Annotated in this window: 23 protein-coding genes and 3 tRNA genes; 16 read left to right on the top strand and 10 right to left on the bottom strand. The window is 57.3% G+C overall.

Going from position 1 to position 25,235, the window contains the following annotated elements:
• Positions 1-39: 39 nt before the first annotated feature.
• Positions 40-729, top strand: a complete 690-nt coding sequence (locus tag CHN51_RS16385; protein WP_100094969.1) for a lysoplasmalogenase — start codon at positions 40-42, stop codon at positions 727-729.
• On the opposite strand, the gene CHN51_RS16380 is transcribed toward CHN51_RS16385, so the two are convergent.
• The 4 genes from CHN51_RS16380 to CHN51_RS16365 all read right to left on the bottom strand — a co-directional run bounded on the left by CHN51_RS16380 (position 720) and on the right by CHN51_RS16365 (position 5,979).
• Positions 720-1,556, bottom strand: coding sequence for a TauD/TfdA family dioxygenase (locus CHN51_RS16380; protein ID WP_100094968.1), 837 nt, complete (start codon positions 1,554-1,556; stop codon positions 720-722). The two genes, CHN51_RS16385 and CHN51_RS16380, sit on opposite strands and share 10 nt — an antisense overlap.
• Before the next feature lie 100 nt (positions 1,557-1,656).
• On the bottom strand, positions 1,657-4,413 hold the full coding sequence (gyrA, locus tag CHN51_RS16375) for a DNA gyrase subunit A (RefSeq protein ID WP_100094967.1): 2,757 nt from the start codon (positions 4,411-4,413) through the stop codon (positions 1,657-1,659).
• A gap of 106 nt (positions 4,414-4,519) precedes the next feature.
• A complete protein-coding gene (locus tag CHN51_RS16370) occupies positions 4,520-5,224 on the bottom strand; it encodes an SDR family NAD(P)-dependent oxidoreductase (protein WP_100094966.1) in 705 nt (234 codons plus the stop codon).
• Positions 5,221-5,979 (bottom strand): YaaA family protein, encoded by a 759-nt coding sequence (locus tag CHN51_RS16365; protein WP_100094965.1) that lies wholly within the window; start codon positions 5,977-5,979, stop codon positions 5,221-5,223. The genes CHN51_RS16370 and CHN51_RS16365 overlap by 4 nt, the downstream gene beginning before the upstream one ends.
• Positions 5,980-6,167: 188 nt before the next feature.
• Here CHN51_RS16365 and CHN51_RS16360 point away from each other — a divergent pair, with 188 nt between their 5' ends.
• The gene (locus tag CHN51_RS16360) at positions 6,168-7,463 is read left to right on the top strand and encodes a hypothetical protein (protein ID WP_123906340.1); all 1,296 of its coding nucleotides are present in this window, start codon (positions 6,168-6,170) and stop codon (positions 7,461-7,463) included.
• Positions 7,464-7,531: 68 nt separating this feature from the next.
• Here the strand turns inward: CHN51_RS16360 and CHN51_RS16355 are convergent, their stop codons facing one another.
• On the bottom strand, positions 7,532-8,005 hold the full coding sequence (locus tag CHN51_RS16355) for an Lrp/AsnC family transcriptional regulator (RefSeq protein WP_100094963.1): 474 nt from the start codon (positions 8,003-8,005) through the stop codon (positions 7,532-7,534).
• A 178-nt stretch (positions 8,006-8,183) separates the two neighbouring features.
• Between CHN51_RS16355 and CHN51_RS16350 the strand changes: the two genes are divergently transcribed.
• From CHN51_RS16350 to CHN51_RS16325, 6 genes are all read left to right on the top strand, one after another.
• Positions 8,184-9,848: a histidine kinase dimerization/phospho-acceptor domain-containing protein gene (locus tag CHN51_RS16350; RefSeq protein ID WP_100094962.1), complete on the top strand. Its 1,665-nt coding sequence runs from the start codon at positions 8,184-8,186 to the stop codon at positions 9,846-9,848.
• A 51-nt stretch (positions 9,849-9,899) separates the two neighbouring features.
• Positions 9,900-10,919, top strand: coding sequence for a polysaccharide deacetylase family protein (locus tag CHN51_RS16345; RefSeq protein WP_164089252.1), 1,020 nt, complete (start codon positions 9,900-9,902; stop codon positions 10,917-10,919).
• Positions 10,920-11,029: 110 nt separating this feature from the next.
• Positions 11,030-11,106: transfer RNA gene (locus CHN51_RS16340), tRNA-Ile, on the top strand.
• A 105-nt stretch (positions 11,107-11,211) separates the two neighbouring features.
• A tRNA-Pro gene (locus tag CHN51_RS16335) sits at positions 11,212-11,288 on the top strand.
• Positions 11,289-11,547: 259 nt separating this feature from the next.
• Positions 11,548-13,614: a TonB-dependent receptor gene (locus CHN51_RS16330; protein ID WP_100094961.1), complete on the top strand. Its 2,067-nt coding sequence runs from the start codon at positions 11,548-11,550 to the stop codon at positions 13,612-13,614.
• The gene (locus CHN51_RS16325) at positions 13,614-14,768 is read left to right on the top strand and encodes a PepSY-associated TM helix domain-containing protein (RefSeq protein ID WP_100094960.1); all 1,155 of its coding nucleotides are present in this window, start codon (positions 13,614-13,616) and stop codon (positions 14,766-14,768) included. Before CHN51_RS16330 ends, CHN51_RS16325 begins: the two co-directional genes overlap by 1 nt.
• Positions 14,769-14,792: 24 nt before the next feature.
• Here CHN51_RS16325 and CHN51_RS16320 read toward each other — a convergent pair whose 3' ends face one another.
• Positions 14,793-15,380, bottom strand: coding sequence for a DUF4126 domain-containing protein (locus CHN51_RS16320; protein WP_100094959.1), 588 nt, complete (start codon positions 15,378-15,380; stop codon positions 14,793-14,795).
• A 105-nt stretch (positions 15,381-15,485) separates the two neighbouring features.
• Here CHN51_RS16320 and CHN51_RS16315 point away from each other — a divergent pair, with 105 nt between their 5' ends.
• Positions 15,486-16,310: an NUDIX domain-containing protein gene (locus CHN51_RS16315; protein ID WP_240616779.1), complete on the top strand. Its 825-nt coding sequence runs from the start codon at positions 15,486-15,488 to the stop codon at positions 16,308-16,310.
• A 15-nt stretch (positions 16,311-16,325) separates the two neighbouring features.
• Here the strand turns inward: CHN51_RS16315 and CHN51_RS16310 are convergent, their stop codons facing one another.
• The 3 genes from CHN51_RS16310 to CHN51_RS16300 all read right to left on the bottom strand — a co-directional run bounded on the left by CHN51_RS16310 (position 16,326) and on the right by CHN51_RS16300 (position 18,289).
• Positions 16,326-17,066 (bottom strand): LuxR family transcriptional regulator, encoded by a 741-nt coding sequence (locus CHN51_RS16310; RefSeq protein ID WP_100094958.1) that lies wholly within the window; start codon positions 17,064-17,066, stop codon positions 16,326-16,328.
• A gap of 276 nt (positions 17,067-17,342) precedes the next feature.
• Positions 17,343-17,419 (bottom strand) — tRNA-Arg (locus CHN51_RS16305).
• A gap of 231 nt (positions 17,420-17,650) precedes the next feature.
• The gene (locus CHN51_RS16300) at positions 17,651-18,289 is read right to left on the bottom strand and encodes a TetR/AcrR family transcriptional regulator (protein WP_100094957.1); all 639 of its coding nucleotides are present in this window, start codon (positions 18,287-18,289) and stop codon (positions 17,651-17,653) included.
• Positions 18,290-18,362: 73 nt separating this feature from the next.
• On the opposite strand from CHN51_RS16300, the gene CHN51_RS16295 reads away from it, so the two are divergent.
• The 6 genes from CHN51_RS16295 (at position 18,363) to CHN51_RS16270 (ending at position 23,964) form a co-directional block, all read left to right on the top strand.
• On the top strand, positions 18,363-18,758 hold the full coding sequence (locus tag CHN51_RS16295; protein WP_206169909.1) for a c-type cytochrome: 396 nt from the start codon (positions 18,363-18,365) through the stop codon (positions 18,756-18,758).
• Entirely contained in the window at positions 18,758-20,170 is a 1,413-nt protein-coding gene (locus CHN51_RS16290; RefSeq protein ID WP_100094956.1) for a D-arabinono-1,4-lactone oxidase, read from the top strand. The genes CHN51_RS16295 and CHN51_RS16290 overlap by 1 nt, the downstream gene beginning before the upstream one ends.
• A gap of 1 nt (position 20,171) precedes the next feature.
• Positions 20,172-21,455: an alanine racemase gene (locus tag CHN51_RS16285; protein WP_100094955.1), complete on the top strand. Its 1,284-nt coding sequence runs from the start codon at positions 20,172-20,174 to the stop codon at positions 21,453-21,455.
• A 234-nt stretch (positions 21,456-21,689) separates the two neighbouring features.
• Complete coding sequence (locus tag CHN51_RS16280) at positions 21,690-22,169, top strand: MarR family transcriptional regulator (protein ID WP_123906339.1); 480 nt, start codon at positions 21,690-21,692, stop codon at positions 22,167-22,169.
• Between the two features lie 66 nt (positions 22,170-22,235).
• The gene (locus CHN51_RS16275) at positions 22,236-22,955 is read left to right on the top strand and encodes a CPBP family intramembrane glutamic endopeptidase (protein WP_100094953.1); all 720 of its coding nucleotides are present in this window, start codon (positions 22,236-22,238) and stop codon (positions 22,953-22,955) included.
• A gap of 181 nt (positions 22,956-23,136) precedes the next feature.
• The gene (locus CHN51_RS16270; protein ID WP_100094952.1) at positions 23,137-23,964 is read left to right on the top strand and encodes a queuosine precursor transporter; all 828 of its coding nucleotides are present in this window, start codon (positions 23,137-23,139) and stop codon (positions 23,962-23,964) included.
• 1 nt (position 23,965) lies between these two features.
• Here the strand turns inward: CHN51_RS16270 and CHN51_RS16265 are convergent, their stop codons facing one another.
• On the bottom strand, positions 23,966-24,397 hold the full coding sequence (locus CHN51_RS16265) for a hypothetical protein (RefSeq protein WP_100094951.1): 432 nt from the start codon (positions 24,395-24,397) through the stop codon (positions 23,966-23,968).
• A 271-nt stretch (positions 24,398-24,668) separates the two neighbouring features.
• On the opposite strand from CHN51_RS16265, the gene CHN51_RS16260 reads away from it, so the two are divergent.
• On the top strand, positions 24,669-25,220 hold the full coding sequence (locus tag CHN51_RS16260; protein ID WP_100095707.1) for a peroxiredoxin: 552 nt from the start codon (positions 24,669-24,671) through the stop codon (positions 25,218-25,220).
• The last annotated feature ends 15 nt before the right edge of the window (positions 25,221-25,235 follow it).

Below are 25,235 nucleotides of genomic sequence, written 5' to 3'. Positions count from 1 at the left end.
TGTTAGAGACGGCTGCGACGAGGGGGAGACCAGAATCCGATGAAAAGTGCATTTGCCGAAAACCGACCGTTCCTGCTGCTCAGCCTGCTGTTCGGCATCAGCTATTATTTCGCCTGCGTGCTCAACAGCCCGGAACTGCCGGAACCGCTGATTGTCCTCTGGAAGGGGCTCGGCGTCAGCTTTCTGGCGATATACGCTCTGGTCCGGTTGCACCGGCTGGATGGCAAGATCGTCGGGGCAATCATGGCATTTGGCGCGATTGGCGACATGACGCTGGAATATGACATGCGGATCGGCGCGGGCGCGTTCATGATTGGCCATCTGATCGCCATCGGTTTCTATTCGCGCTATCGTCGCCACAAATTGGGGCTGAGCCAGAAAATCTTCGCGATTCTTCTGGTACCACTCTCGGTCTTCATCGCCTGGGCATTGCCATCCAACAGGGCCGATGCCCTGGTTGTCGGACTCTATTGCCTGTCGGTGGCGGTGATGGCATCCATGGCCTGGACAAGTCGCTTTTCGCGCTATCAGGTCGGCGCGGGCGCGATCATGTTCCTGGTTTCCGATCTGCTGATCTTCGCGCGGATGGGGGCATTGGAAAACAGCTTCATTCCGACCCTGCTGGTCTGGCCCCTATATTATTTTGGCCAGTTCATGATCGCGACCGGCATCGTCCGAACCCTGCGCCACGAAATGGCCGCCGACAGCGCCGATCCGGTTCACGCCTGATAAGCGGCAATCGTGGTCCGGTGCAAAAGCCGGTCGTGCCCGTCATAGCCACCGGTCGCGCAGTGCAGGACCGACCGATTGTCCCACATGACCAGCATCCCGGCTTGCCACTTGTGGCGATAAATAAATTCCTCGCGGCTCTGCCAGGCATATAATCGCTGGAGCAGGGGCAGGGCTTCTTCCTGCGCCACGCCTTCGAAGCCGATAATATAGCCCAGACAGCTGAACAGTCCGGGGCGGCCGGTTTCAGGATGGTCGCGAACCAGCGGGTGTGTCTGGGTTTCGCGCGCGGACTCATCGGGACGGATTGCCATGCTGCGGCCCTCGTCCTTCTCGCCATAGGCACCATCGGGGGCGTAGGCGAGTCCGGCGCTGTGAATCGCGGTCAGGTCTTCATAGCGAGCGCGCATGTCGGGCAGCATTGCATCCAGCGCAGCGTGCTGGTTTGCGAATAATGTGTCGCCGCCGACGGGGGGAATGGTGATGCCGAGCAGACAGGTTCCCGCAGGCGGATGCTCCTGAAAGCTCCAATCGCTGTGCCAGTTTTCGGCGAACAAAGGCGATGTCTCGTCGGCATCGCGGCGGATTGCGGCGATGTGCTGGCGGCCTTCGATAGGGTCGAAAAACGGGTCGTGGCCGAAGGCACCGAAATAGCGCGTGAATCGCTCCAGATCATCATCATCCATGGCTTGGTCCGGAAAGGACAAAACATGATGTTTCAGCCAGGCGATGCGTATGTGCTCAATCTGTTCCGAAGAAAGCGGCAAGGTCAGGTCGATGCCAGTTACCTCGGCCCCGCAGGCCTGCCCGGACGGTGTAACCTTCATCGGCTTTCCCTTCTACATTTTCCGTTCGTGCGGAGCCTGTCGAAGCACCTCTTTCTAGTGAGAGGCGTCCTTCGACAAGCTCAGGACGAACGGCATTAGATCATTCGGCGCTGTCTTCTTCCGGAGCTTCTGGCTCAGCCGCAACGTCACCGTCGGAAACGCCCTGATCGACCATTTCCTCGACCACTGCGTCTTCCGCTTCGTTTTCCGGTTCTTCTTCCTCGTCAATCTTGGCCGCGCCGACGACATGTTCGCCCTTGGCGACGTCGAACAATTTGACGCCCGAGCTGTTCCGGCCAATCACGCGCATGTCTGCGACCTTCATGCGGATCAGCTTGGCCTGGTCGGTCACCAGCATGACCTGTTCGTCATCCGACGCCCGGAAGCTGGCGACAACCGTGCCATTACGCTCGATATTGTCGATGTTGAGAATGCCCTGGCCACCGCGACCGGACTGGCGATATTCATAGGCGCTGGACCGCTTGCCATAGCCATTGGCGCAGACGGTAAGGATGAAATCCTCGGTCTCGCTGAATTCGGCCATGCGCTCGGCGGACAGTTCGGGTGCGTTTTCATTGTCCTTCCACGGAGCCGCCTTGAGATACTGGTCGCGCTCCTCGGTCGAGGCTTCGAAACCGCGCAGGACGGACAGCGAGATAACCTCGTCGTCGCCCTTCAGCGCGATACCGCGGACGCCGGTCGATGTCCGGCTCTGGAAGGAGCGGACCGCATCACCTGCGAACCGAATCGCCTTGCCGTTCTTGGTCGCGAGCAAAACATCGTCATCATCGGTCAGCAGCTTCACGCCGATCAGGCGGTCTTCGCTGCCCTCGTCAAATTTCATCGCGAATTTGCCGTTGGATGGCACGTTGGTGAAGCTGTCCATGCTGTTGCGCCGGACGCTGCCCTTGGCGGTCGCGAACATGACGTGCAGATCGGCCCATTCGGCTTCGTCTTCCGGCAATGGCAAGACAGTCGAAATGGTTTCCCCGTCTGCCAGCGGCAGCAGGTTGATCATCGGCCGGCCCTTGGTCTGCGGTCCGCCTTCCGGCAATTTCCAGACTTTCAGGCGATAGACTTTGCCGTGGGTCGAGAAGAACAGCACCGGCGTATGGGTCGAGGTCACGAACAATTCGGTGACCGCATCCTCGTCCTTGGTCGCCATGCCGGCGCGGCCTTTGCCGCCGCGACGCTGCGCACGGAATGTATCGAGCGGTGTCCGCTTGATATAGCCGCCATGGGTGACGGTCACGACCATTTCGGACCGTTCCATCAGATCTTCGTCTTCCAGACCGTCCCAGGCTGCGGTTATCTCGGAGAGGCGCGGCGTGGCGAACTGGTCGCGCACTTCTTCCAGTTCTTCGCGCATCACCGCATAGAGTTTCGCGCGGTCGGCCAGTATAGCGAGATATTCCTCGATAGCGGCGGCCAGTTCTTTCAACTCGTCGCCGATTTCCTCGCGGCCGAGCGCCGTCAGTTTCTGCAAACGCAGATCCAATATGGCTTTCACCTGGACCGGCGACAATTTGTAGCTGTCGCCCTCGACATCGGTTTCGGTCGCTTCGACCAGCCGGATATAGGCGGCAATCTCGGCGATCGGCCATTCGCGGCGGAGCAGGGATTCGCGTGCTTCGGCCGGGGTGGAGGAACCGCGGATGATCCGCACGACTTCGTCCATATTGGTGACTGCAACCACCAGACCGAGCAAGATATGCGCCCGCTCGCGCGCCTTGTTCAGTTCAAACTTGGTGCGGCGGGTGATCACTTCCTCGCGGAATTTGACGAAGGATTCGATAATGTCGCGCAGCGTCAACACTTCGGGGCGGCCGCCGCGAATCGCAAGCATATTGGCCGGGAAGCTCGACTGGGCAGGGGTGAAGCGCCATATCTGGTTGAGCACCACATCCGGGGTCGCGTCGCGTTTCAGCTCGATGACCACGCGGACACCGGCGCGGCTGGATTCGTCGCGGATGTCGGAGACGCCCTCGATGCGCTTGTCTTTCGCGGCTTCGGCGATTTTTTCGACCAGACCGGACTTGCCGACCTGAAAGGGGATCGATGTCAGGACAATCGAGCGCTTGTCGCCGCGTCCTTCCTCGATCTCGTGGCGGGCGCGCATCATGATCGATCCGCGGCCATCCTTGTAGGCCGCGCGGGCGCCGGACTGGCCGAGGATCAACGGCGCGGTCGGGAAATCGGGACCGGGCACAATTTCGATCAACTCGTCAATCGTGATGCCGGGATTTTCGATATAGGCGAGGCTGGCGTTGATCACCTCACCCAGATTGTGCGGCGGGATATTGGTCGCCATGCCGACCGCGATACCGCCGGCGCCATTGACCAGCAGATTGGGGAAGCGGGCCGGGAGCACGCTTGGCTCCTGCAGGCTGCCATCATAATTGGGAATGAAATCGACAGTGTCCTTGTCGAGATCGTTGAGCAGGAAATTGGAAACCTTGTTCAGTCGCGCTTCGGTATAACGCATCGACGCCGGCATATCCGGATCCATCGATCCGAAATTGCCCTGACCGTCGATCAGCGGCACGCGCATCGACCAGTCCTGGGTCATCCGGGCAAGCGCCATATAGATCGCGCTGTCGCCATGGGGATGATAATTGCCCATCACGTCACCGACGATTTTCGCGCATTTCCGATAGGGCCGTCCGGCGACCATGCCGCCTTCCTGCGCTGCATATAATATCCGGCGATGGACCGGCTTCAGACCGTCGCGGACATCGGGCAGCGCACGGCTGACGATGACCGACATGGCATAGTCCATATAGCTGGTTTTCATCTCGTCGACGATATCAATCGGTTCGATATTGGATGGCGACGGTGGAGTGGTCTGTTCGTTCACAAACGGGCCTTTTTCATAGGTTTTTTCTTGTCGGTTCTTCTAGGGGAACGGACCGGCAAAAGCCAGCCTTTCGGGCCAGTTTTACAATAATATTACACTGCCCGAATCAGGGTTGGATTTCCGTACCGTCCCACGCGAAAATCTTTCCGCTGTCGGCGGGTTTCAGCGCTTCAAGAACGGTCAGAAGCTGACGGGCAGCACGCGCGGAATCGAACAGTTTTTCCGGCGGAACATTGCCCTGAAATGGGACGCTCAGCCCCGTGTCCACCGTGCCCGGATGCAGCGCGACGATTATTGCCCGGTCATTCTTGCGCGACCATTCGATGGACAGGTTGCGGATCATCATGTTGAGCGCCGCCTTGGACGCACGATATCCGTACCAGCCACCCAGACGATTGTCCGAGATACTGCCCACACGGGCGGAGAGTGCGGCGAATCGTGTCGCCTCGCTTCTTTCCATCAGCGGCAGGAAATATTTGGCCACGAGCGCGGGGCCAATTGCATTGACCTGGTAATTTCTGATCAGCCAGTCCGCCTCCAGCTGACGCAGGCTTTTCTCCGGTCCCTTGCCGTCTTCGTGAAGCAGACCGGTGGCGACAAAAACGAGCGAGGGGGTGATCTGCTTGTCCGCGAGCCAATCCGCCGCGTTGCGGATGCTGTCCTCTGAGGTCAGGTCGAGCCGGACAGGGCCGTCACCGGATCGCGACAGGCGGATGACGGTGTCATATTCGCCGCCGGCTTCCAATGTATCGGCGACGGCGCCGCCAATCCCGCCGGACGCGCCGACCACCACGGCGGTCTTTGCATTCATGTCCGCAGAAAGCGAAGGCTGTTTTCCGTGCTGCTGTCGGGGTCATAGCGGTAACCGTCATAGTCGAAGCCCTTGAGCGCGTCCGGATCGGTCAGATGATTCTCGCATATATAGCGCGCCATCATGCCGCGGGCGCGCTTGGCTTCGAAGCTGATGAACTTGGGGCCGTCGGGACCGTCCTTGCGGAAATCGACCTCGATTATCCGGCCGGGCAATTTTGCGACATGCGGTTTAACCGAGGCCCAATATTCGTTGCTCGCCAGATTGACGACGGTCTCGCTGCCGATCTGCTCCATATCGGCGGCGAGCGCCGCTGCGATCTTGTCCTTCCAGAAATCGGTCAGCTTACTGTAACGCGGGGCCCATTTGGTGCCCATTTCCAGCCGGTGGGGGCGGATAGGGTCCAGCGGACGCAGCAATCCGTAGAGGCCGGAGAGGATTCGCAAATGGTCCTGGGCAAAGGTCATCGCCTCGTCGCTGAGGCTGCCGGCCTCGAAGCCGGAATAGACATCGCCATTATAGGCGTAAATCGCGGGCCGTTCCGGCTGCTCGTAAAATGCGCTGTACCGTTTGCGGTTCAATGCGATCAGATTGTCCGAGACCGGCATGATGGCTTTCAGCTTCTTGACCGTCAGATTGCTGATCGCGCTGGCCAGTTTTTCCGTTTCGTCGGGAAAGCGGTTTTCGGAGGGCGGGGTGGCCGGAATGGCGGATTCAAAATCCAGCGATTTGGCGGGGGATATGATTGCAAGCACGCGATTTTACCTCATTATACTCTATCTGGATGGTCGCCGGTGGCAGCGGGCCCGGACTGTTCAACCTCTATTCAGCGCATTAACGCTAGAAAAGACGAGAAAGCTTGGTAATAGGGCCAAGAGTGTGTGGTGCAACCATATTCCGGAGAACCCGTTTCTCCCAAATAATTATCATCCGGAGGATATTCATGCGTTTTTTATCTCATTTTTCCATGGCCGTCGCATTGGCAACGGTTAGCGCGCTGGCCCTGACGGCTGTGCCGCAGGAAGCCGAGGCCGCAAAGAAAAAGGCGAAAGGCCCCAAGAATAGCAAGGAATTCACTGCGGTGATCGTTCCTGTCCAGAAGGCGATGGAAGGCGAAGACCCTGCGTCCGCCAAACCGCTGATGGAAAGTGTGCTGGCCCAGACCTGGACCGGCTTTGACCAGTTTGTCGCCGGCCAGTTCGCGGTCAATCTCGGCGTAAAACTGAAAGACCAGGGTCTGCAGGAAAAGGGCCTGACGGCCATGGTTTCCAGCGGCATGGCGCCGGCGGAGCAGCTTCCCGCGTTCAACTTCTATCTCGGTAATTTTGCCTTTGGCGACGAGCGCTGGAGCGAGGCGGAACATTATTTCCATGCAGCCTATGATCTCGGCTATCGCGGCAATAATTTCGAACCGCTGCTGGCCGAGACTTATTTCAAGCGGAACATGCCCGCGGAAGGTCTCGCCAAGTGGGACCAGATCATCAAGGATGCAAATGCATCCCAGACCAAGGCGCCGGAAACATGGTACCGGCTGGCTCGCGACCGCGCGCTGGCGACCGGTGACATGGGCACATATGCGACCTGGGCGGCAAAATGGGCTGCGGCTTATCCTTCCGGAGATTCCTGGGGCGACGCCGTATCGGCCACCCGCCGCACATTGAAGGCCGACAGCACCCAGAATCTGGAGCTGTTGCGTTTCATGAAAACCACCGGCGCGCTCAAAACCTCAAACGATTACAAGGAATATGCCGAGGAAGCACAGCGCAAGAACCTGTTCGGTGAAGTGGTTTCGGTTCTCGAAGAAGGCCAGCAGAATGGCACGGTGGGTGCATCCCATCCGTTGATCGCCGAACTGCTGGTGCCGGCGCGGCGTGAAGTGTCCGCCGACAAGGCATCCTTGCCAGCCCAGCCTTCCGGGGTCCGTGGTTCCGGCAGCAGCTCGGTCATGATGAATTTTGCCGATGTCTGGCTGGGGTACAAGGACTTTGACAAGGCCGTGGCCTTTTATGAAGCCGGTCTCGCGAAACCGAGTGCAGACATGAACCGCGGCTATATGGGTATCGGTACGGCCCATGCCTATGCCGGCAATTATGCCGCAGCCAAACAGGCCTTCAGCAAGGTGTCGGGAGCCCGTGCACCGCTGGCTGGAATGTGGCAGACCTGGATTGGACAGCAGATGGCGCCAGCGGCTCCGGCAGCGGCTCCTGCACCAGCCGCCCCGGTAGAACCCGCTAGCTAGTCGGCTATCAGATGAAAATTTGAAAAAGGGCGCCCGCGGCGCCCTTTTTTATGCCTGAACCGGCCTGATCAATCCTGGATCGGAACGCCGGGCAAATGTTTGGCCGAGCGGATCGTCAGCGATGTCTTGACGCTGGCGACATTGGGTGCTGCGGTCAGCTGGCTGGTCAGAAAGCTCTGGAATTGCTGGAGATCCTTGGCGACCACCTTCAATATGAAATCGATCTCGCCGTTCAGCATATAGCATTCGCGGACTTCCGGAAGCTTCTGCACATGCTCTTCGAACGCCTGCAAATCAGCCTCGGCCTGGCTTTTCAGGCTGACCATCGCGAAGACCGTGATCGTATAGCCCATTTTGGCAGGATCAATTGCGGCATGATAGGAGTTGATCACCCCTTCGTCTTCCAGTGCCCGCATGCGCCGGAGGCACGGCGGGGCCGTCAGACCGACGCTGTTTGCAAGCTCCACATTGGTAATCCGGCCGTCATCCTGCAGCCGTTGCAGGATTTTCAGGTCAATTTCGTCCAGGTTCGTATCAGCCATAGAGATGTAATATCCGTTCGCGAATCATTTGATCGTTATAATATAATAAGCAGTCCAAGCAACGCTTTCTCCCATGTCCCACATTGTGACGCGAAATTTTCATCCCTTCCCGTTGCCGCTCGAAAGGGTTATCACCCAGTTAACAATTGGATAGACCACCTATTTTCGGGATCTGATATTGCGCTTCGATGACCGCCTGACCACCGTGCTCAAGGGGAGCCTGCCGGAAGGCGCTGGCGCCGCTACGCAATGGCGACAAGTGATCGATCTTCTGGCGCAAAAACCGGCAGGACTGGCGAATCAGGATGTACAGGCGGGCCTGACCCGGCTGCGCGATCTGCACGAACGGGTTTCCGAACAGGATCGCGTCACCGCTGTGCAGTCGCTGAACGGCCGTTTGCGCTCGGCGCCTCTGCTCGTCTATTTGACCGCCGACAGCGACGCGGTCTGCGACGCGGCAATGGCCGCGGCGGACCTGTCACCGGAAATCTGCGCAGATGCATTTCCACGGCTTTCACCCCGTGCCCAGCAGATATTGCGTGCGCAGGGCTTTGCCGTTGCAGAAGAGCAGCCGGTCGCGCCAGCCGAAGAGGAAGCGCTGCCGCACGAAAATGGTGCAGACACAGATGTCGCGAAGGAATCATCGGCCGAACCGTCAGCCGATGCCGCCGAAAAACTGGCGGAATCGCAGATCAGCGCGCTGGTCGAAAAAATCGCCGACTATCAGAAGAACCGCCCGGCCGAAATGCCGCGCGCGCCGGTCAGCGACAGCGGCAGCAAGGGCTTTTTTGCCGAATCACTCGAGACGATTCGTTTTGAAACCGATGAATCGGGTACGATCAACTGGACCGAAGGACCGCCGATGGGCGCCATCGTCGGGGTAACCATTGCCCAGCCGGCTTTCGATGAAGGGCCGGGGCCCGACGCTTACGGCGCGGCGGCTTTTCGCCAGCGCATGCCGATGGAAAATGCCCGGATGCGGCTTTGCGGGGCGGCTATTGTCACCGGCGACTGGCGGATGAGCGCGATCCCCTGTTTCAGCGAGGAGACCGGTCGTTTCGAGGGCTATCGCGGAATCATGCGGCGACCCAATATGGCCGAGGACGCGGGCCATGGCGGCATTGACGTCGAACGCCGCGAACAGCTCCAGCAACTGATCCACGAACTGCGCACTCCGCTGAATGCGGTGATCGGGTTCAGCGAGATCATCGAGCAGCAGCTGTTCGGCCCGGCATCCTATGAATATCGGTCGCTGGCCCGCAATATCATGGATGAGGCGCGGCGGCTGCTGGCCGGTTTTGAAGATCTCGATATCGCGGTGAAGGTCGATTCCGGCCAATTGCCCGAATCCAGCGGCACCACCAAGGCCGACTGGCTGTTCGAGCGGATGACGCAGCGTCTGCAGGGACTGACGCAGAGCAAGGTGGTCGAACTCAATATCAGCAAGGCCGAGCCGGTTCGCCCCTTCGCGCTCGATGGCGAATCGGTGGAACGGATATTTGCCCGGTTGCTGTCGGCCGCGATCATTTCCTGCGAGAACGGGGAAACGCTGAAGGGCGAATTGCGGACCCGGATTGGCGTGCAGCCGACCAACCAGTTCACCTTGTCGCGACCGTCGCGGATCAAGGATGTTGCCGAAAGTATTTTGCTCGATCCATCCCAGGGGATTGATGGGGATGCCGGTGAATCCTCGCTTTTGGGCCTGGGATTCTCGCTGCGTCTGGTGCGGAATCTCGCGCAGTCGGCCGGCGGTTCGCTGACCATAAACGCGGATAACATTGCCTTGACCCTTCCGGCAGCGACGACTAGCAAAATCAAAATTCGGGAAACGGAATCAGAATAGACTGTCTGTTTATGGCTTTGTTTTCGCGAGAATGCGGGCAACAGCGAGGAGATGGACATTTCGGCACAGGGTCATCATCCGATGAAAATCCGGCGACAGGACAGCCATGTCGTCTGGCCCGAAAATTTCGGACGGCGCTTTCTTGTCTCTGTGGATACGGAAGAGGAATTTGACTGGGACGGTCCGTTCCAGCGCGAAGGCCATACGACCGTGTCGGTTCCCGAATTGCAGGCCTTTCAGCAATTTTCCGAATCCCTGGGTTTCAAGCCGGTCTATTTTATCGACTATGCGATCGTTCAGGACGACCGGGCAGTGGCGTTTCTCCGGACCGTGGCCGAAAAGAAAAGCGCGGAAATAGGCGTGCATCTGCATCCCTGGATCAATCCGCCCTTTGAAGAACAAGTGAACGTTCATAACAGCTTTGCCGGCAATCTGCCGAAGGAGCTGGAGGAGCAGAAGCTGGTCACCTTGCGCGACGCGATCCGTGACAGAATCGGCATCACACCGGTAATTTTTCGCGCCGGACGCTATGGTATCGGGCCGCACACGACCGGGTTGCTGGTCAAGCACGGCTTTGTCCTGGACAGCAGTATCCGGCCGCGATTCGATTATAGCGGGCAGGGCGGTCCGGATTTTCTGGCGGTCGGGCCGGAGCCTTTCTGGTGGACCGAGGGCGACGACAAGCTTCTCGAAGTGCCGCTCACCACCGTCTATTCCGGGCTGTTGCGCAAGCAGGCGGGCGTGGTTGCGGGGTTCATGGAGAAATATCCGCTGGTCAATGCCGTCTGCTCCCGCAGCAAGATGCTGGAACGCATCCCCCTGACGCCCGAGGGCATTTCCGCCCGCGAGACCAAGGAAGCCATAGACGTCGCGCTGGACGATGATTTGCGGCTGCTGGTTTTCTCCTTCCACTCTCCCTCGTTGTCGCCCGGCCATACGCCTTATGTGCGGACACAGGAGGACCTGGACGGTTTCTACGGCTGGTGGCGGGAGGTGATCGCCCATCTCGAGGCCAGAGGGGTGAAACCCGTCGATACCGGCGAACTGGTGAAAGCCGCTTCCGGCGAATAGGGTCGCCTGACCGCCAATCGCACGAATTGCGATGATCGGTCTTGCCAAATCATCACAGCTTCCGCTATCGCACCATCCCATTGAGATCTGCCTGGAAAAGCTGCTCATACGGGCCTGTAGCTCAGTTGGTTAGAGCTGGCCGCTCATAACGGCTAGGTCGGGGGTTCGAGTCCCTCCGGGCCCACCATATTTTTTTCCAAAGCCGTGAATCGTTCCGCTTCAGAGCAACGGCAAAAAGAAGCGTAAAAACCCTTTGCTTTTCGTAAAAGCACCGCCTAGGGGAAGCGCGCGTCGGGGAGTGGCGCAGCCTGGTAGCGCACCTGTTTTGGGTACAGGGGGTCGCAGGTTCAAATCCTGTCTCCCCGACCATTTTATATTTTGGCAATCCCCGCCGGCGGCATGTATGACCCAAACATCTTGCACGCCGGCGTTGCCGTCTTCCCTTATAAACATCTCATGAAGCAGTGTTGTCGTTTGCCCGGCTGTTTGGCGGGTGGGTGGCGCTTTGACAGCGGCTCTATCCCCGATTGTGAACTGGTGTCAGTCGTTATTAATATTGATAATCATTCGCATTGACTTCTTGCCTCGGCCGCCTAGTAGTTGCGAACGATTCGCATAAGGGGGCATCATGAAGAATTTTGTATCGCGCCGCGCTTTGACAGCGCTGTATCTTGCCGGTGGCAGCGCCTTGGCTTTATCCAGCCCGGCGCTGGCGGAAGAGCAGGCTTCCAATGATGAAGCACTAATCACCGTCACAGGCGAACGGATCGAACGCTCGCTTCTCGATACGGCTTCCAGTGTTGCGGTTTTCGATTCCGCGCGTCTTGCCGAGCAGGCGGGCTCCGACCGGATAGAGCAGATTCTTGACATTGTGGCCAATGTGCAGCGCGGTTCTGGCGATCTCGGGGTAACCATTCGCGGTCAGGACACGACAGGCGTGTTGATCGGTGCCAATGCGTTTCTGGGTGGTACACGCCCCCGCGCGACGCTGCGGCTCGACGGTCGTGCGCTGAACTATAATGAATTTATCTATGGTCTTGGACCGATCTGGGACGTCGAGCGCATCGAAGTTTTCCGCGGGCCACAGACCACTACCCAGGGCCGTAACGCGATCGCCGGTGCGATTTTTGTCGAAACCAAGGATCCGACCTTCGAATTTGAGGGCGCCGCCCGCGCGATCGTCGGCAATTATGATACGGTCCAGACATCTCTCGCGCTCTCCGGCCCGCTGGTCGAGGATCAGCTGGCCGCCCGGATATCGGTCGACCGGCGCGAACATGATAGCTGGATGAACTATGCTGATCCCGATATTTTTGTCGGTGTGAATCGCGAAGATGACGATTTTATCAATGTCCGCGCGAAATTGCTGTTCACCCCGACGGCCATTCCGGATCTGGAATTGTTGCTCACCTACGCGCATCTCAATGCCAATAATCCGCAGAGCGAAACCGCTGACGACCCGATCGAAGATCGTTTTCAGGCTGTACAAAACGGGGCGCATTGGGAAACCAAGGTGGATTCCCTGGTGTTTGAGGCGAACTATTCTTTCTCCGATGCGTGGCAGGCAAGTGTCACCGGCACCTATGCCGACTCGACAAGCGAGCGTTTCTCGCCCCCGGGCGCCGGTAACTCGTTCGTCGAGGCGGATGAATATTCGATCGAGGGACTGCTGCGCTTTGCGCCAACGGACGGAAAGCTGAGCGGGTTGTTCGGCATCTCCTATTTTGCGGCCGATCAGGATGAAATCAGCGATCTTTCGGCTTTTCTCGGTTTTGGCGATTTTGTCGACAGCCAGCGCAGCTTCGGTATCTTCGGTGAAGCTACGCTTGACCTGACACCAGCCCTGCATCTGACTGTAGGTGCCCGCTGGCAGCAGGACAATCAGGACAGGGAAGGTGCGCTGGGGCCGGTATCTCTCGATTATGATAAAACATTCGACGCGTTTCTGCCCAAGGCGGAACTTGCTTATGACATTAACGAGGATGTTGTCATCGGCGTGACCGCACGAAAAGGCTTTAACCCGGGCGGCACTACGATTTCTTTCGTGACCGGTGACATTGATGAATTTGGCGCAGAGACTCTATGGTCCTATGAGCTGTTCTCGCGGGCCAGCTTGGCCGACGGTGATCTGCTGTTAACCGGCAACTTCTTCTACACCGATTTCACCAATGCCCAGCGGCCGCTGATTTCGACCGCAGCCGCAGCCAATGGTACGATCGTGGAATATACCGAATTTGCCAACGCACCATCGGCGGAGAGCTATGGACTGGAATTGGAAGCGGTCTGGAAAGCTAGTCCGGCGGTTCAGTTCCGCGCGTCCATGGGCTTGCAAGAATCCAAGATTACGGAAACATTGCTTCCGGCCGATCCGATGCTGGGCAAGGAATTTCAGCGCGCTCCGCAGTTTAATGTGGCGCTGGGTGTGCACCTCAATCCGATCGAGCCTTTGACGCTGGATCTGGGGCTGCGTCACAATTCGAGCTATTATAGCGATGACGCGAACAATCCGGCCTTCGAGATTGACGGTGTAACATTGATTGATGCCAAGGCCGCCTATAATTTTGGATCGGTCAGCCCCTTTGTCTATCTGCGCAACGCCACCAATGAGCATTATAAGGTCTGGCAGTTCCGGGCCGGCAATGCCTCGCTCGGCGATCCGCGTGAATATGGCATCGGTCTGGAAATGACCTTCTGATGAGCGCGCGTCGATTTTTCCGCCTGACACATGGCTGGATCGGCGCTGTTCTGGCGCTGTTCCTCGTGCTCGTCGCGGGTTCCGGCGTCAGTCTGGCGTTTATGAGCGAGATGTTTATCGCCCAATATGGTGATGTTCTGGAGGCAGAAGCGCCTGCCACCGGCTCCGCCTATATTGAAATTGACGAGATGCTTGCCGCAGCGCGGGACTATCAGGGTGAAACGTTCATGGTCGGCGGGGTGCTGATGCCCCATAGCCGGATTCCTACAGTGTCGACCACGTTGGTCTTTGGTATCGAAGAGGGCGGTGATCCGCTCAATCCGTTGATGGTTAGCGTGGATCCCTGGACAGGCGAGGGCAAGGGCTCTTTCTTGCTGGGCGATGCGTTTAGCCACGACATGATCGATTTTCATTTTGAATTGTTGATGGGCGATTGGGGCGTGGTTTTTGTCTCGATATTGGGCCTCTCCCTCGTCGGCTTCACGATCACCGGGATATGGCTCTGGTGGCCGAAAAAGGGTTCGGCGCTGAAAAAGATGCGCAAACCGGTTTTGCGCGGCCGATGGCGCGACAAGCTGTTTCAGCTGCATGGCTGGCTGGCCGTCTGGACGGCAGTGCTTGTGGTGTTTTTCGCTTTGACCGGCACAGCCACGTCCAAACCGGAATGGTTCGGTCCGCTTTTGTCCAATCCGATGGAAGCCGGGCCGACCGGCGGCCAATGGGCGGAACAATGCGAGGGCAGCGTTAGCCTGGGGCGTGCGGTGCATCAGGCGCAGCAGCGTTTTCCGGGAACTGAGGCCACGACCCTGTCTGCTTTTCCAGGCACCCCCTATATGATCTATCTGCGTGCTGATGGCGACGTCAACCGGCTGATGGGCGATACGATCGTCTGGGTGCATCCGTCATGCGAAGGGATGATGGCGACGAAGCAGATTTTTGCAGAATCGGCGAGCGAAGGCATTGGCGGATCGATGTTGTCGATCCATGGTGGCTATATTTTTGGACCCGTTGTCGGTCCGATATTGGTTGTCCTGACCGGACTGGCGCTGATCTTTTTCAGCATCAGCGGTGTCTTTGTATTCTTCACGCGAACCCTGCGTCGCAAAGCAGCCGACGCTGCACCGGAGATTGGCGGACATTCATCCTCGCGCTAATGGCGAAAGAGGCTGGGAAGAAGGCTAGCTGCCGTTCGACACCATTTTTCGCCAGAGCCTGAAGCCCTTGTAGACCAGGATCAGGCACAGGATCAGCATCACTGCGGCGATGACCAGCGCCGCGACGGGGTTGGCAAAGGCGAGGAAGAGCAGACCGCCGGTTGCGATGTCCTCGCCGGTGGAGACGACCGCGTTGCTGACCGGTTCCGGACTGGTGTTGACGAGGGCGCGGGCGCCGGATTTCGCACTGTGGCTCATCAGGGCAGCGCCGCCGCCCAGCAAAAACACCACAACCTGCCAAACCGGATCGCCGGCATCGACAACGGCCAGCGCGAGCAGCGCGCCGCCCAGTGGCCGGATCGCGGTATGGATGGTGTCCCAGATCGAATCGAGCCAGAGAATCTTGTCGGCGAAAAATTCGGCCACAGCGCCGAGCGCGCTGATTGCCAGTACCCAGGGGTTGGCGAGGGCATCGAGCATCTGCAGATTTTCCGGCAGGCTGATCCATTGCAGGCGCATGGCGAGGCCGGTCACGAACACCGTCAGATACAGCCGCCAGCCCGATATCAGGCTGACGCTACCGGCCAATCCCAATAGCTCGACTATTCCCATTTGCCGATTTTGCCACGTCGGCCGGCTTTTGGCAAATCGGTTCGTAGCGGTCCGGCAAAAATCAAAAGACTTGGCAAAGCAGTCGCTTGCTGTTCATATGAACGGATGAACAAACCAGAGACCGACACTCAGGCACCCGCCATGGATGCCATTACCGGCAAGCCCATGCCCAAGCCCATTCCCGCTTCCACGCTGGTCATCTTCCGCGATCAGCCGGGGCAAAAGGCCCCCGATCTTTTGATGGTCGAACGTTCGGCGAAGATGGTCTTTGCTGCAGGCGCCGCGGTCTTCCCCGGCGGCCGGATCGACGATGCAGATTTTGAATTTGCCAAAGCGCTCGGCCACACGGATTTTGATGAATATGGCGCCCGCATCGCGGCGGTCCGGGAATCGATCGAGGAGACCGGCATCGCGGTTGCGGTCGAGGGGAATCTCGATCCCAAGCGCGTACTGGAAGCCCGCGACGCCCTGCATGCGGGCACGGTACTGGCCGAGATCTGCAACCAGTTCGACTGGCAGCTGGAGCTGGAAAAGCTGATACCTTTCTCGCGCTGGTGCCCGCCCTTTGCCGAAAAGCGCGTGTTCGACACAAGATTCTACATGATCTCGCATGACGATCACCAGGCGGAGGCCACGGTCGATGAAACCGAAAATTACAATCTGTTCTGGAGCAATGCCCAGTCCGTGCTCGACCGCGCCGAAGCGGGCGAGGTGAAGATCATCTTCCCGACCAAGCGCAATCTGGAGCGGCTGGCGCAATTCGGTTCGTTTGACGAGGCGGTCGCCCATGTGAAGGACCACCCGTCGGTGATGGTCTCTCCCAATATCGAAAAACGGGGCGAGGAAGTCCATCTGTGCATACCGGAAGGCATTGGCTATCCGGTCACATCGGAGCCGATGGACGCCGTCCAGCGCGGTTTCAAGAAATAGCAGGAACGGGGTGCGTCAGAGGCGTACCAGCCCAAGATGCAATCCTTTCAGTATTGCGGCAATCCTGTGGTTCACGTTCAGCTTGTCGAAAACGCGGCGCACATAGGTGTCGACAGAGCTGCCCGAGATATCGAGAATTGTCGCTATATCGGAATTGGACTTGCCGCGAGCAATCCACAACAGAACCTCGTGTTCCCGGTTTGAAAGGCTGGGGATACGATCCTCGCCGCCGTCGGCCAGATGGACCATCTCATTGTGAAAAATATCCGTTTTCACGGTTAACGTCCGAAGCAATTGTGCATCGCCGGCGGTTATTTCGCGACCGAATGAATAGGTCACATAGGCTTCGCGGCCCTTCGGGCCGTAAAAGGGGGCGGCCCAGCCGTGGATCAGCCCATTGTCCTTCATCGATGCGACAAATGCGGACTGTTGTGGCGTAAGATCCTGCTCTTCAATCGCCTGCTGCCACGTCATCGCCTTTCCCGTGCGTATGACATAGTCGGCGATCGGGTCATGCTTCCGGAAGTCATAGTCGTCATCATATAGGGACACCCATGTGTCACGAAAGCCGAAGTGGAAGAGCTGGGCGCCCTTGTCCAGTTGCGAATGATAAGCAGGGACCAGGCGATAGCTCGCGCTGGTGACGCCCATCGAGCGAGCAAATTTTCTCGCCCTAAACAAAAGGGAGATCAGCGCCCTGGCGTCTTCATATGAACTTGATGATAAGGCCAAAAACCGAACTCCCAAGCCGATCATCGAGCGAAAATTTCAGGGCTGGAGCTCAATATATAAAAACAACTCCGCTTGCGTGTCAATCAAGGGCCAAATCGCGCCTTCCATCCAGCGCAATAATATCCTGAAAGATCGATAATATAATGTGGTAGCGGGAATTGGTAATCCTGTTCATCTTCCCCTGGAAATTCCCATGATTTTGCATGGGCACATTTCATGTCCATCCGGCGCAATAGTGAAATCCGGAGTAAATTCCCGGCCCGAAAAACATCCGCGATATGTCGCAATATGGGGAAAAAATGGTGCGCCCGGCAGGACTCGAACCTGCTGCCTCAAGATTAGAAGTCTCGCGCTCTATCCAGATGAGCTACGGGCGCCATTTGCAAAAAACCGCAGATTTTTGCGGCTTTGCCGCCTAGTTTCATTTTCCGGACTTGTCAACAAGGAAGGTTTTTCCACCGCCTGGCGGGGTGGAGCGCCTGTATGCCCGACTGGCGTCGTTCAAGCCGATCCGTTCCAAGCCGAGAGGCGCTCGCAAAATGCGGAGATAACGAACGGGCGAACTGGTCGTCCCGAGCCGGGTGCATGTTCACATGATCGCGGAGCGATTAAACGGACGGCCCGGAATCCAGAAGCGCAAACAGCATGAACCCGGTATCTTTCAGCGTGGCGTCTACATCGATGTCCGGATTGTCGATCAGCATTTCCAGCACGGCATATCCCGTTTCCACAATGATCTGGTAGCGTCGTTCGATTTGCTGAACTTCGGTGCCCGGTTTTTCGCTCGCGCGTAAATCGATAAATCTCTTGACCATTTCGCTGTGGGAAGAACGGCGAACATCGGCGAGTTGCGGCGTCGCATGAAGAGCGCGCATGATCCAAGGCCCGCCTTTCTGGGCCATGGTCACATCATATTGTCCGCGCAGCTGATCGGCAATATTGCGGGCTGTTGGCAAAGTTCCGACCCCGTCGAGCGTGTCATAGAGCGCATCGTTCTGAACCCGCATCAGACGTTCGCCCAGCGCTTTCAATATGGCATATTTGTTCGGAAAATAGCGATAAAGCGCGGGCGGGGTCAGGCCGGCGCGCTTGCAAATCAGGTTGGTATTCAGCTTGTCAAAACCCAGTTCCTCCAACAGCTCTGCGGAGGCTTCCAATATCCGGTCAATCGTGTCTTCGCCCCGCTGTTGTCGCGGACGCCGACGCGGTTCAACCGCCTTGCCTGATGTGTTTGTGCTCGTCGTCATGCCGGCTCTCTTGACAGTGTGAATATCAAACGATAGCAATAACTATCTTTCTGACAAAGGCAAGAAATTGGATATGAAAAAACTGGTTGCAGCGTCGATGGTTTTGCTCGCGGCATGTGGGGAAGGCGGGGGCGACCGGTATGGCGGAACCGGCGGTTCGATGGCTGCCGGGATTATGCCAACAGATGCCGACATCCAGCTTGCCGCCGACCTGACGCCCGATGATACGGAGCTCGCGGCCAAATATGACCGGAGTTGCAGAACCTGTCACGCGACCGTCGACGCAACAGCGCCACTGACCGGACATAAAGCCGCATGGGCCGTTCGATATGACGCCAAGGGCGCAGCGGGTTTGCTGACCAGCACCAAGACAGGTCTCAATGCCATGCCGCCGATGGGATTGTGCAGTGATTGTTCGGATGAAGACCTCAATCAATTGATCGCCTTCATGGCCGGAAGGACAAGCTGATGGCTGTTTCTCGCAGGAAATTATTGTTGGGCGGTGCCGCTGTAGCCATTGCTATCCCGGTTGGCAGCCAGGCCTGGTGGTCTTCGAAGGATTTTGTCCGTGACGGCTTTGATCCCGGTCTGCCCAAAGCCCCGACCGGTGAACGCGCCTGGATGAACTGGTCCGGCATCGAAAAGGCAACGCCAAAAATATTGGCAGCCCCCGCTAGTACTGAAGACGTCGTGGCGCTGGTCCAAAACAGCCCGACACCCATTCGCCCGGCGGGAAGCGGCCACAGTTTCTCGGCTTTGTGTCCGTCCGAAGGGACAATGGTGGACATAGGTGCGTTTTCAGGGATCATCAGCCATGATCCAGCAACAAATATCGCGACGCTGGGAGCCGGTACCAAGCTCCAGCAAGCCGCGCGCCTGCTCCATGAACAAGGCCTCTCTTTTGCCAATTTGCCCGATATCGATGTGCAGACGCTCGCGGGCGGTTTCAGCACTGCGACCCACGGGACCGGGCGCAGCCTGACGGCTATACATGACTATGCGCGGGGCTTTGAACTGGTCACCCCGTCGGGTGAAATCGTGCAAGCAAGCGCCGAACAAAATGCAGACCTGTTCCAGGCGGGCAAGGTATCACTCGGTGCGCTGGGAATCATTACCCGCTATGATCTGCAGGTCGAGCCGGCCTTTAATCTGCATCGCCGCGTGAAACTGGTCAAAACAGAAGATATTCTCGACCAATATATGGGACTCTCGGAGCAGCACCGAAATTTTGAAGCGGTATTTTTTCCCAATACGGGGCATGGCGCCACTTTTACCCATGATAAATATGAGGGGCCTCTTTCGGGCGAGCAGCCAAGCGAAGACGACAATTTCCTTCAGGATCTAAAACAGTTGCGCGATACATTCGGCTGGTCATCCTGGCTCAGGCGCAAGATATTTGCAGCGTCGGTTGATCCTGAGGCCGGAGAAGATACCACCGATGCGGGCTGGAAATTGCTCGCGACCAGCCGTCCTTCCAAATTCAACGAAATGGAATATCATATTCCGCTGGAAAACGGATTGGAGACATTGCGCATGGTGATCGCCAAGATCGAAAGCAGAAACGACGCCTTCTATCCCATTGAAGCACGGGTCACCGCACCGGACGATGCCTGGCTCAGCCCGTTTAACGATGGCCACCGGCTTTCGATCGCCATTCATGCTGATTCTTCGGAAAACTTCCAATATTTCTTCACCGAATTCGAACCGATATTCCGCGCCGCCGGGGGGCGTCCGCACTGGGGCAAATTGCACAGTCTTGGCGCGAAGGAACTATCGGCCCTATATCCAAAATTTGCTGCTTTCAATGAGCTGCGCAAGGCGCTCGATCCAACGGGGAAATTTGTAAATCCCTATCTCTCGAAAATCTGGGGAGAAGCCTAGCATGGCAAAATTGAGCCGCAGAAAAATGCTGGTTGGCGGAGCGGTGATAGCGGGAGGAATGGCTGTGGCATTGGGACGGACATCAGACAAAAGCGGACCGCGCAGCCCCTATTTTCTTGCCGTGCAAAAGGCATTGCGCGACGCGAATATAGCCCAGCCTGTCTTGGTGATCGACCGGGCACGGCTCAATGCGAATATTGATCAACTCATGTCTGATTTGCCGGAGGGCATGGGATACCGGATCGTTGCCAAATCACTGCCTTCGCTCGACCTGATTGGTCATATTCGGGAACGCGCCAACACCGACCGGCTCATGACATTCAATCTGCCAATGCTGATCGCGCTGAGCAAAGCCATGCCGGACGCGAACCAGCTCATTGGCAAGCCGATGCCGGCGCAGGCCGTGAAAAATTATTTCACCGCGCTGCCACAGGATAAAGCGGAAGCGGCCGGCAACATTCAGTGGTTGGTTGATACACCAGAACGGCTCGATCAATATGCCGCAATTGCTGACGCGCAAGGCGCTGATATGGCGATCAATATCGAACTGGACGTTGGCCTGCACCGTGGCGGGATGGAGCCCGGCGATGCGCTGACCGGCATGATGGAAAAAATCCGCCAGTCCAACCGCCTGAGCTTTTCCGGTCTGATGGGTTACGAGCCGCATCTGTCCAAGATTCCCACGACGTTGGGCTGGCGGGACCGGGCCAAAAATGGCGCATGGGAAATTTATGGTTCGGCCTTGGGTTCAGCAAGGCAGGTCTTTGGAGAGGCCGAGGTCAAAGCCGCGACCCGCAACGCCGCGGGTAGTCCGACCTATCGCCTCTACAAGGGTACCGATATTGCCAACGAAATCTCGGTCGGGTCGGCGCTGGTCAAGCCGACGGACTTTGACACGGATTTGCTGGAGCCGTTCGTGCCGGCCGCTTTTATCGCCACGCCTGCTATCAAGGTGCTTGATGAGACGCGGTTACCGGTGATGGAATTTGCCGACGGCGCCAAACGCGCGCTCAATCCCAATCTCGACAAAACGGTCTTCATCTATGGGGGCAAGTGGATGGCGCATCCCGAAGATCCGCCCGGGCTGCGGTACAACAGCACATTCGGCCGCTCCAGCAACCAGGAAATGCTGAATGGCGGCCCGGGCACCGACATCCGGCCCGATGATTATGTCTTCCTCCGTCCCACACAAAGCGAAGCCGTGTTCCTGCAATTTGGAGATATCGCGATCTATGATAATGGTGCGATAGTCGACAGCTGGCCGGTGTTTCCGGCGAGCGCTTAAGACACATTTTGCCGAGATAGAGACAATCGATCTTTAAAAAGTCACCTTGATCAAATCGCAGCTTTCCAAGCAAATTCATTCTGTCACTCTTGCAGAAGAACAGGCGCTTACCGCAGGACTTAGAGGGCTTTTTTGCCGGATATGAGCAGGCCATGCAAAGAAACAGGTTGACTGAACACGATATATACAGCTTATTGTACAATAGATTGTGTAAATTTGCCGGAGTCTGTGCCTGTGGAAAGTTACGTTGATAGCCATCCGTTGCGAGGCGCTTTTGTCGCCAATCAGTTGATGCGCTTAGCGGATTTGATCTCTGATCAGGGTGAATTGCTCTTGCAGGACGCGGGTATCGAGTTTCCCGCGCGAGCTGTGTCCTATATATTGTTGATTGGTGAGCAGCGCGAAATATCCACCGCTGACATTGCTAAGCTTCTTCGGCAGCCCCATCAGGTGGCAACGCAACGCGTCGAACTGCTGATCACATCAGCTATCGTCGAGCGGATCGCAGATCCCCAAGACGGACGGCGGAAAATCTTGCGGCTGACACCCAGCGGCATAGAGCAATTCGGGCGATTGCAGGCGTGTCTGGAAAAAGCCGCTCGTGCTTTCGCCGGCCTGTTCGAGGAAATCGAATGTGACATGCCGGCGATCACGCGGCGCGCGACGGAGGCGCTTGAGCAAAGATCCGTTCTGGAGCGGGTTCGGGCGCTCTGAAAGGCCCGCATCATCCCCAATCCGGCAAATCCGCGCGCCATGCATTATCAGTGAACAGGAATATTCATGACAAACCCAGCTCCCAGCAATCCCGGTCGATGGACAGCATTTCGCGATCTATCGCTTATCATCTTCACGCTTTTGACAAGCAAATATCTGCTGCTGCAAATTGACGCGATCTGGACTCTTGCTGGACCGATTTCGCTTCTTCTCGCTTTGGGTGTTGCAACAATCTGTCTTCGCCAAAATGGTCAAAGCTGGAGCAGTGTTGGGCTAAAACGCCCCGAGAATATGAAGCTGCTAGCCGTGTGGACTGTCATTGCGTTGGTAGTGACCATCGGTGTTGGCATAGTTGCTGAGTCCTTTATCGTCGGCCTTTTCGATGCGCCGGACGAGGCCACCCAAGCCATAGATGCGAGATATCAGGGGCGGTTCGACAATCTTCAAGGGAATTTGCCGGTCTTTCTTTTCTGGCTGATGCTCGCGTGGATCATCGGAGGGTTCACCGAAGAAATGTTATTCCGCGGGGCTTTATTTTCGCGTTTCGAGCATCTGTTCACGGGCATACCATTTTCGGCATTTCTTGCCATTGTCTGTCAGGCGATCCTGTTTGGGCAAGCTCACTTCTACTATCAGGGTATGGCCGGATGGGTGGCGACCGGAGCCATCGCCATTGCATCCGGACTTCTGTATCTGGCTTTCAAACGTAACCTCTGGCCGCTCATGCTATCTCACGGTCTCAGCAATACAATTGGCCTAACCCTGTTATATCTTGGAGCGATGTAGGAAAACTAACGCGCCGTCGTCCCCGCTTTGTAACGGGAAGGCTGGTTCCGGTACATTGAGATCATGAAGGCGCGCTGATTATGCGCACTCGGCTCTTAAAGAATCGAAGAAGATTCCAATGCAGAAGTCGCGTCTGTGATCCATATGTTGAATTGTCTCCCGCCGGAGCTAAAGTCAGCCCATGACCGATAATCCCATAGTCCGCACATCCGCTTCGAGCCAGGCCGGTCACCGGTTCCGCTATTATGATTTCGTGATGGCGGCTTTCGTGACGGTGTTGCTGCTCTCCAATATTATCGGCGCGGCGAAGCTGACCTACCTGCAGATATCCTGGTGGCCGGACGGATGGTGGCCGGCTGCCGACGGCCTTTTCATCTATGGAGCCGGCATACTTTTCTTTCCTATCGGCTATGTCATTGGTGATGTGCTGACCGAGATATACGGCTTTGCGAGAGCCAGGCGGGTTATCTGGACCGGCTTTGCCGCATTGCTGTTTCTCGCGCTGATGAGCTGGGTGGTGGTCAAGCTGCCGCCGTTTGACGGATGGCTCTGCCCTCCCGCCAGCGACGCACTGCGGTTCGCCGATCCCGCCATGCCGGATAACAAGGGCGCGATCTGCCAGCAGAATTACGAAGCTGTGTTCGGCAGTGCATGGCGGATCGTTATCGCCTCGATCACGGCTTTCTGGGCCGGTGAATTTGTGAACAGCTATGTCATGGCGCGGATGAAGGTCTGGACGCAGGGCAAGGCCTTGTGGAGCCGGACCATCGGTTCGACGGTGGTGGGGCAGGGGGTCGACAGCCTGATCTTCTATCCGCTGGCCTTTCTCGGCGTCTGGGAAACCTCGGCGGTGATCACCGTCATGGTCACCAACTGGCTGCTGAAAGTGTTGTGGGAAGCGGTGCTGACGCCGGTCACCTATCTGGTGGTCGGCTGGCTGAAACGGCGCGAGGGTGTCGATATCTATGATGAAGACATCGATTTCACGCCGTTCAGCACGTCAGCCTGACCTAGCGCAGCAGGCCGTTCTTTTCTGCCCGAAGCGAGAATAAGACAAAGCCGAGCGCAAAAGCGACAATCAGAACCGGCATCGTCCATCCCTGACCGGCGACGAATTCGCTGTAGCCATCGAGGATGAAATAGCTGCTGAACTGGACAAGGACGGCCAGCAGAGAAAGCAGGAACAGGCGAACCGCGATCCGTTTCCGCATCAGCAGGGCAATCGCCGCTGCGAAGCCGGCAAAGACAGCAATCGCAAAGGCGGCGCTGACCCAGATGGGCTGTGTCGAGAGCAAATCCTGCTGCACTTGTGGCAAGGCGGCAAACTGTTCGGCGCTCATCATGATCTGCTGAAAATAGGCGCCGAGGCCCAGAGCGTTCCAGACCAGCGCGACAGTGCCGATGATCCAGAACCAGACCGGTGTTTTCGATTCTTCCGTCATTTCATCCTCCCCATGATTGCGGGATAGTGCAACTCGTGCGGTTTCCGATCAAGAAGAATGTCGAACCGGAGCGTGGGGCGGGCTTTCAGCGCAGCAATTTTCTGGAAGTGTCATGTGAATTCCGCGTGATGCGAAAAATGCGATGCACCAAAGGCATTTAAAGCCGCACAGGCTTTGAGTGATTATTTCAATCAGTGGAGTGTAATAAATCAATTTACCCTATTAATCTTTCGATGCTAGGCGGCCCTCATTCAAACCAATGGAGCCCATGATGATCGGTAGAAATATCCCTGAAGTTACCCTGAAAACCCGCGTTCGAGACGAATCGGTCGAAGGCGAAAATCCCTTCCGCTGGGAAGACGTGAATACCAAAGAGCTGTTTGCCGGAAAACGCATTGCTGTCTTCTCCCTGCCGGGCGCATTCACCCCCACCTGCTCGAACGAGCAGTGCCCGGCCTACGAACGTCTCCATGAAGAATTCCAGGCGCGCGGCGTTGACGAAGTTTATTGCATTTCGGTCAATGACGCATTCGTGATGCACCAGTGGGGCAAGTCCCTGGGCCTCGAAAAAGTCAAATTGCTGCCGGACGGCTCGGGTGACTTCACCCGCCGCATGGGCATGCTGATCAAGAAAAACCACCTCGGCTTCGGTGATCGCAGCTGGCGCTATTCGATGATTGCCGATGACGGCGCCGTCAGCGCCTGGTTCGAAGAGCCCGGTATCAATGATGATGGTGTCGACAACGATCCTTATGTCGAATCGACCCCCGAAAAGCTGCTCGGATGGCTGGACAGCGAAGAAGCAACGCGCAAAGCGGCCTAAGTCCGCCACACAACC

This window comes from Sphingorhabdus sp. YGSMI21 (assembly GCF_002776575.1).
Lineage (GTDB): Bacteria > Pseudomonadota > Alphaproteobacteria > Sphingomonadales > Sphingomonadaceae > Parasphingorhabdus.
This window is presented reverse-complemented; position numbering and strand designations above follow the sequence as displayed.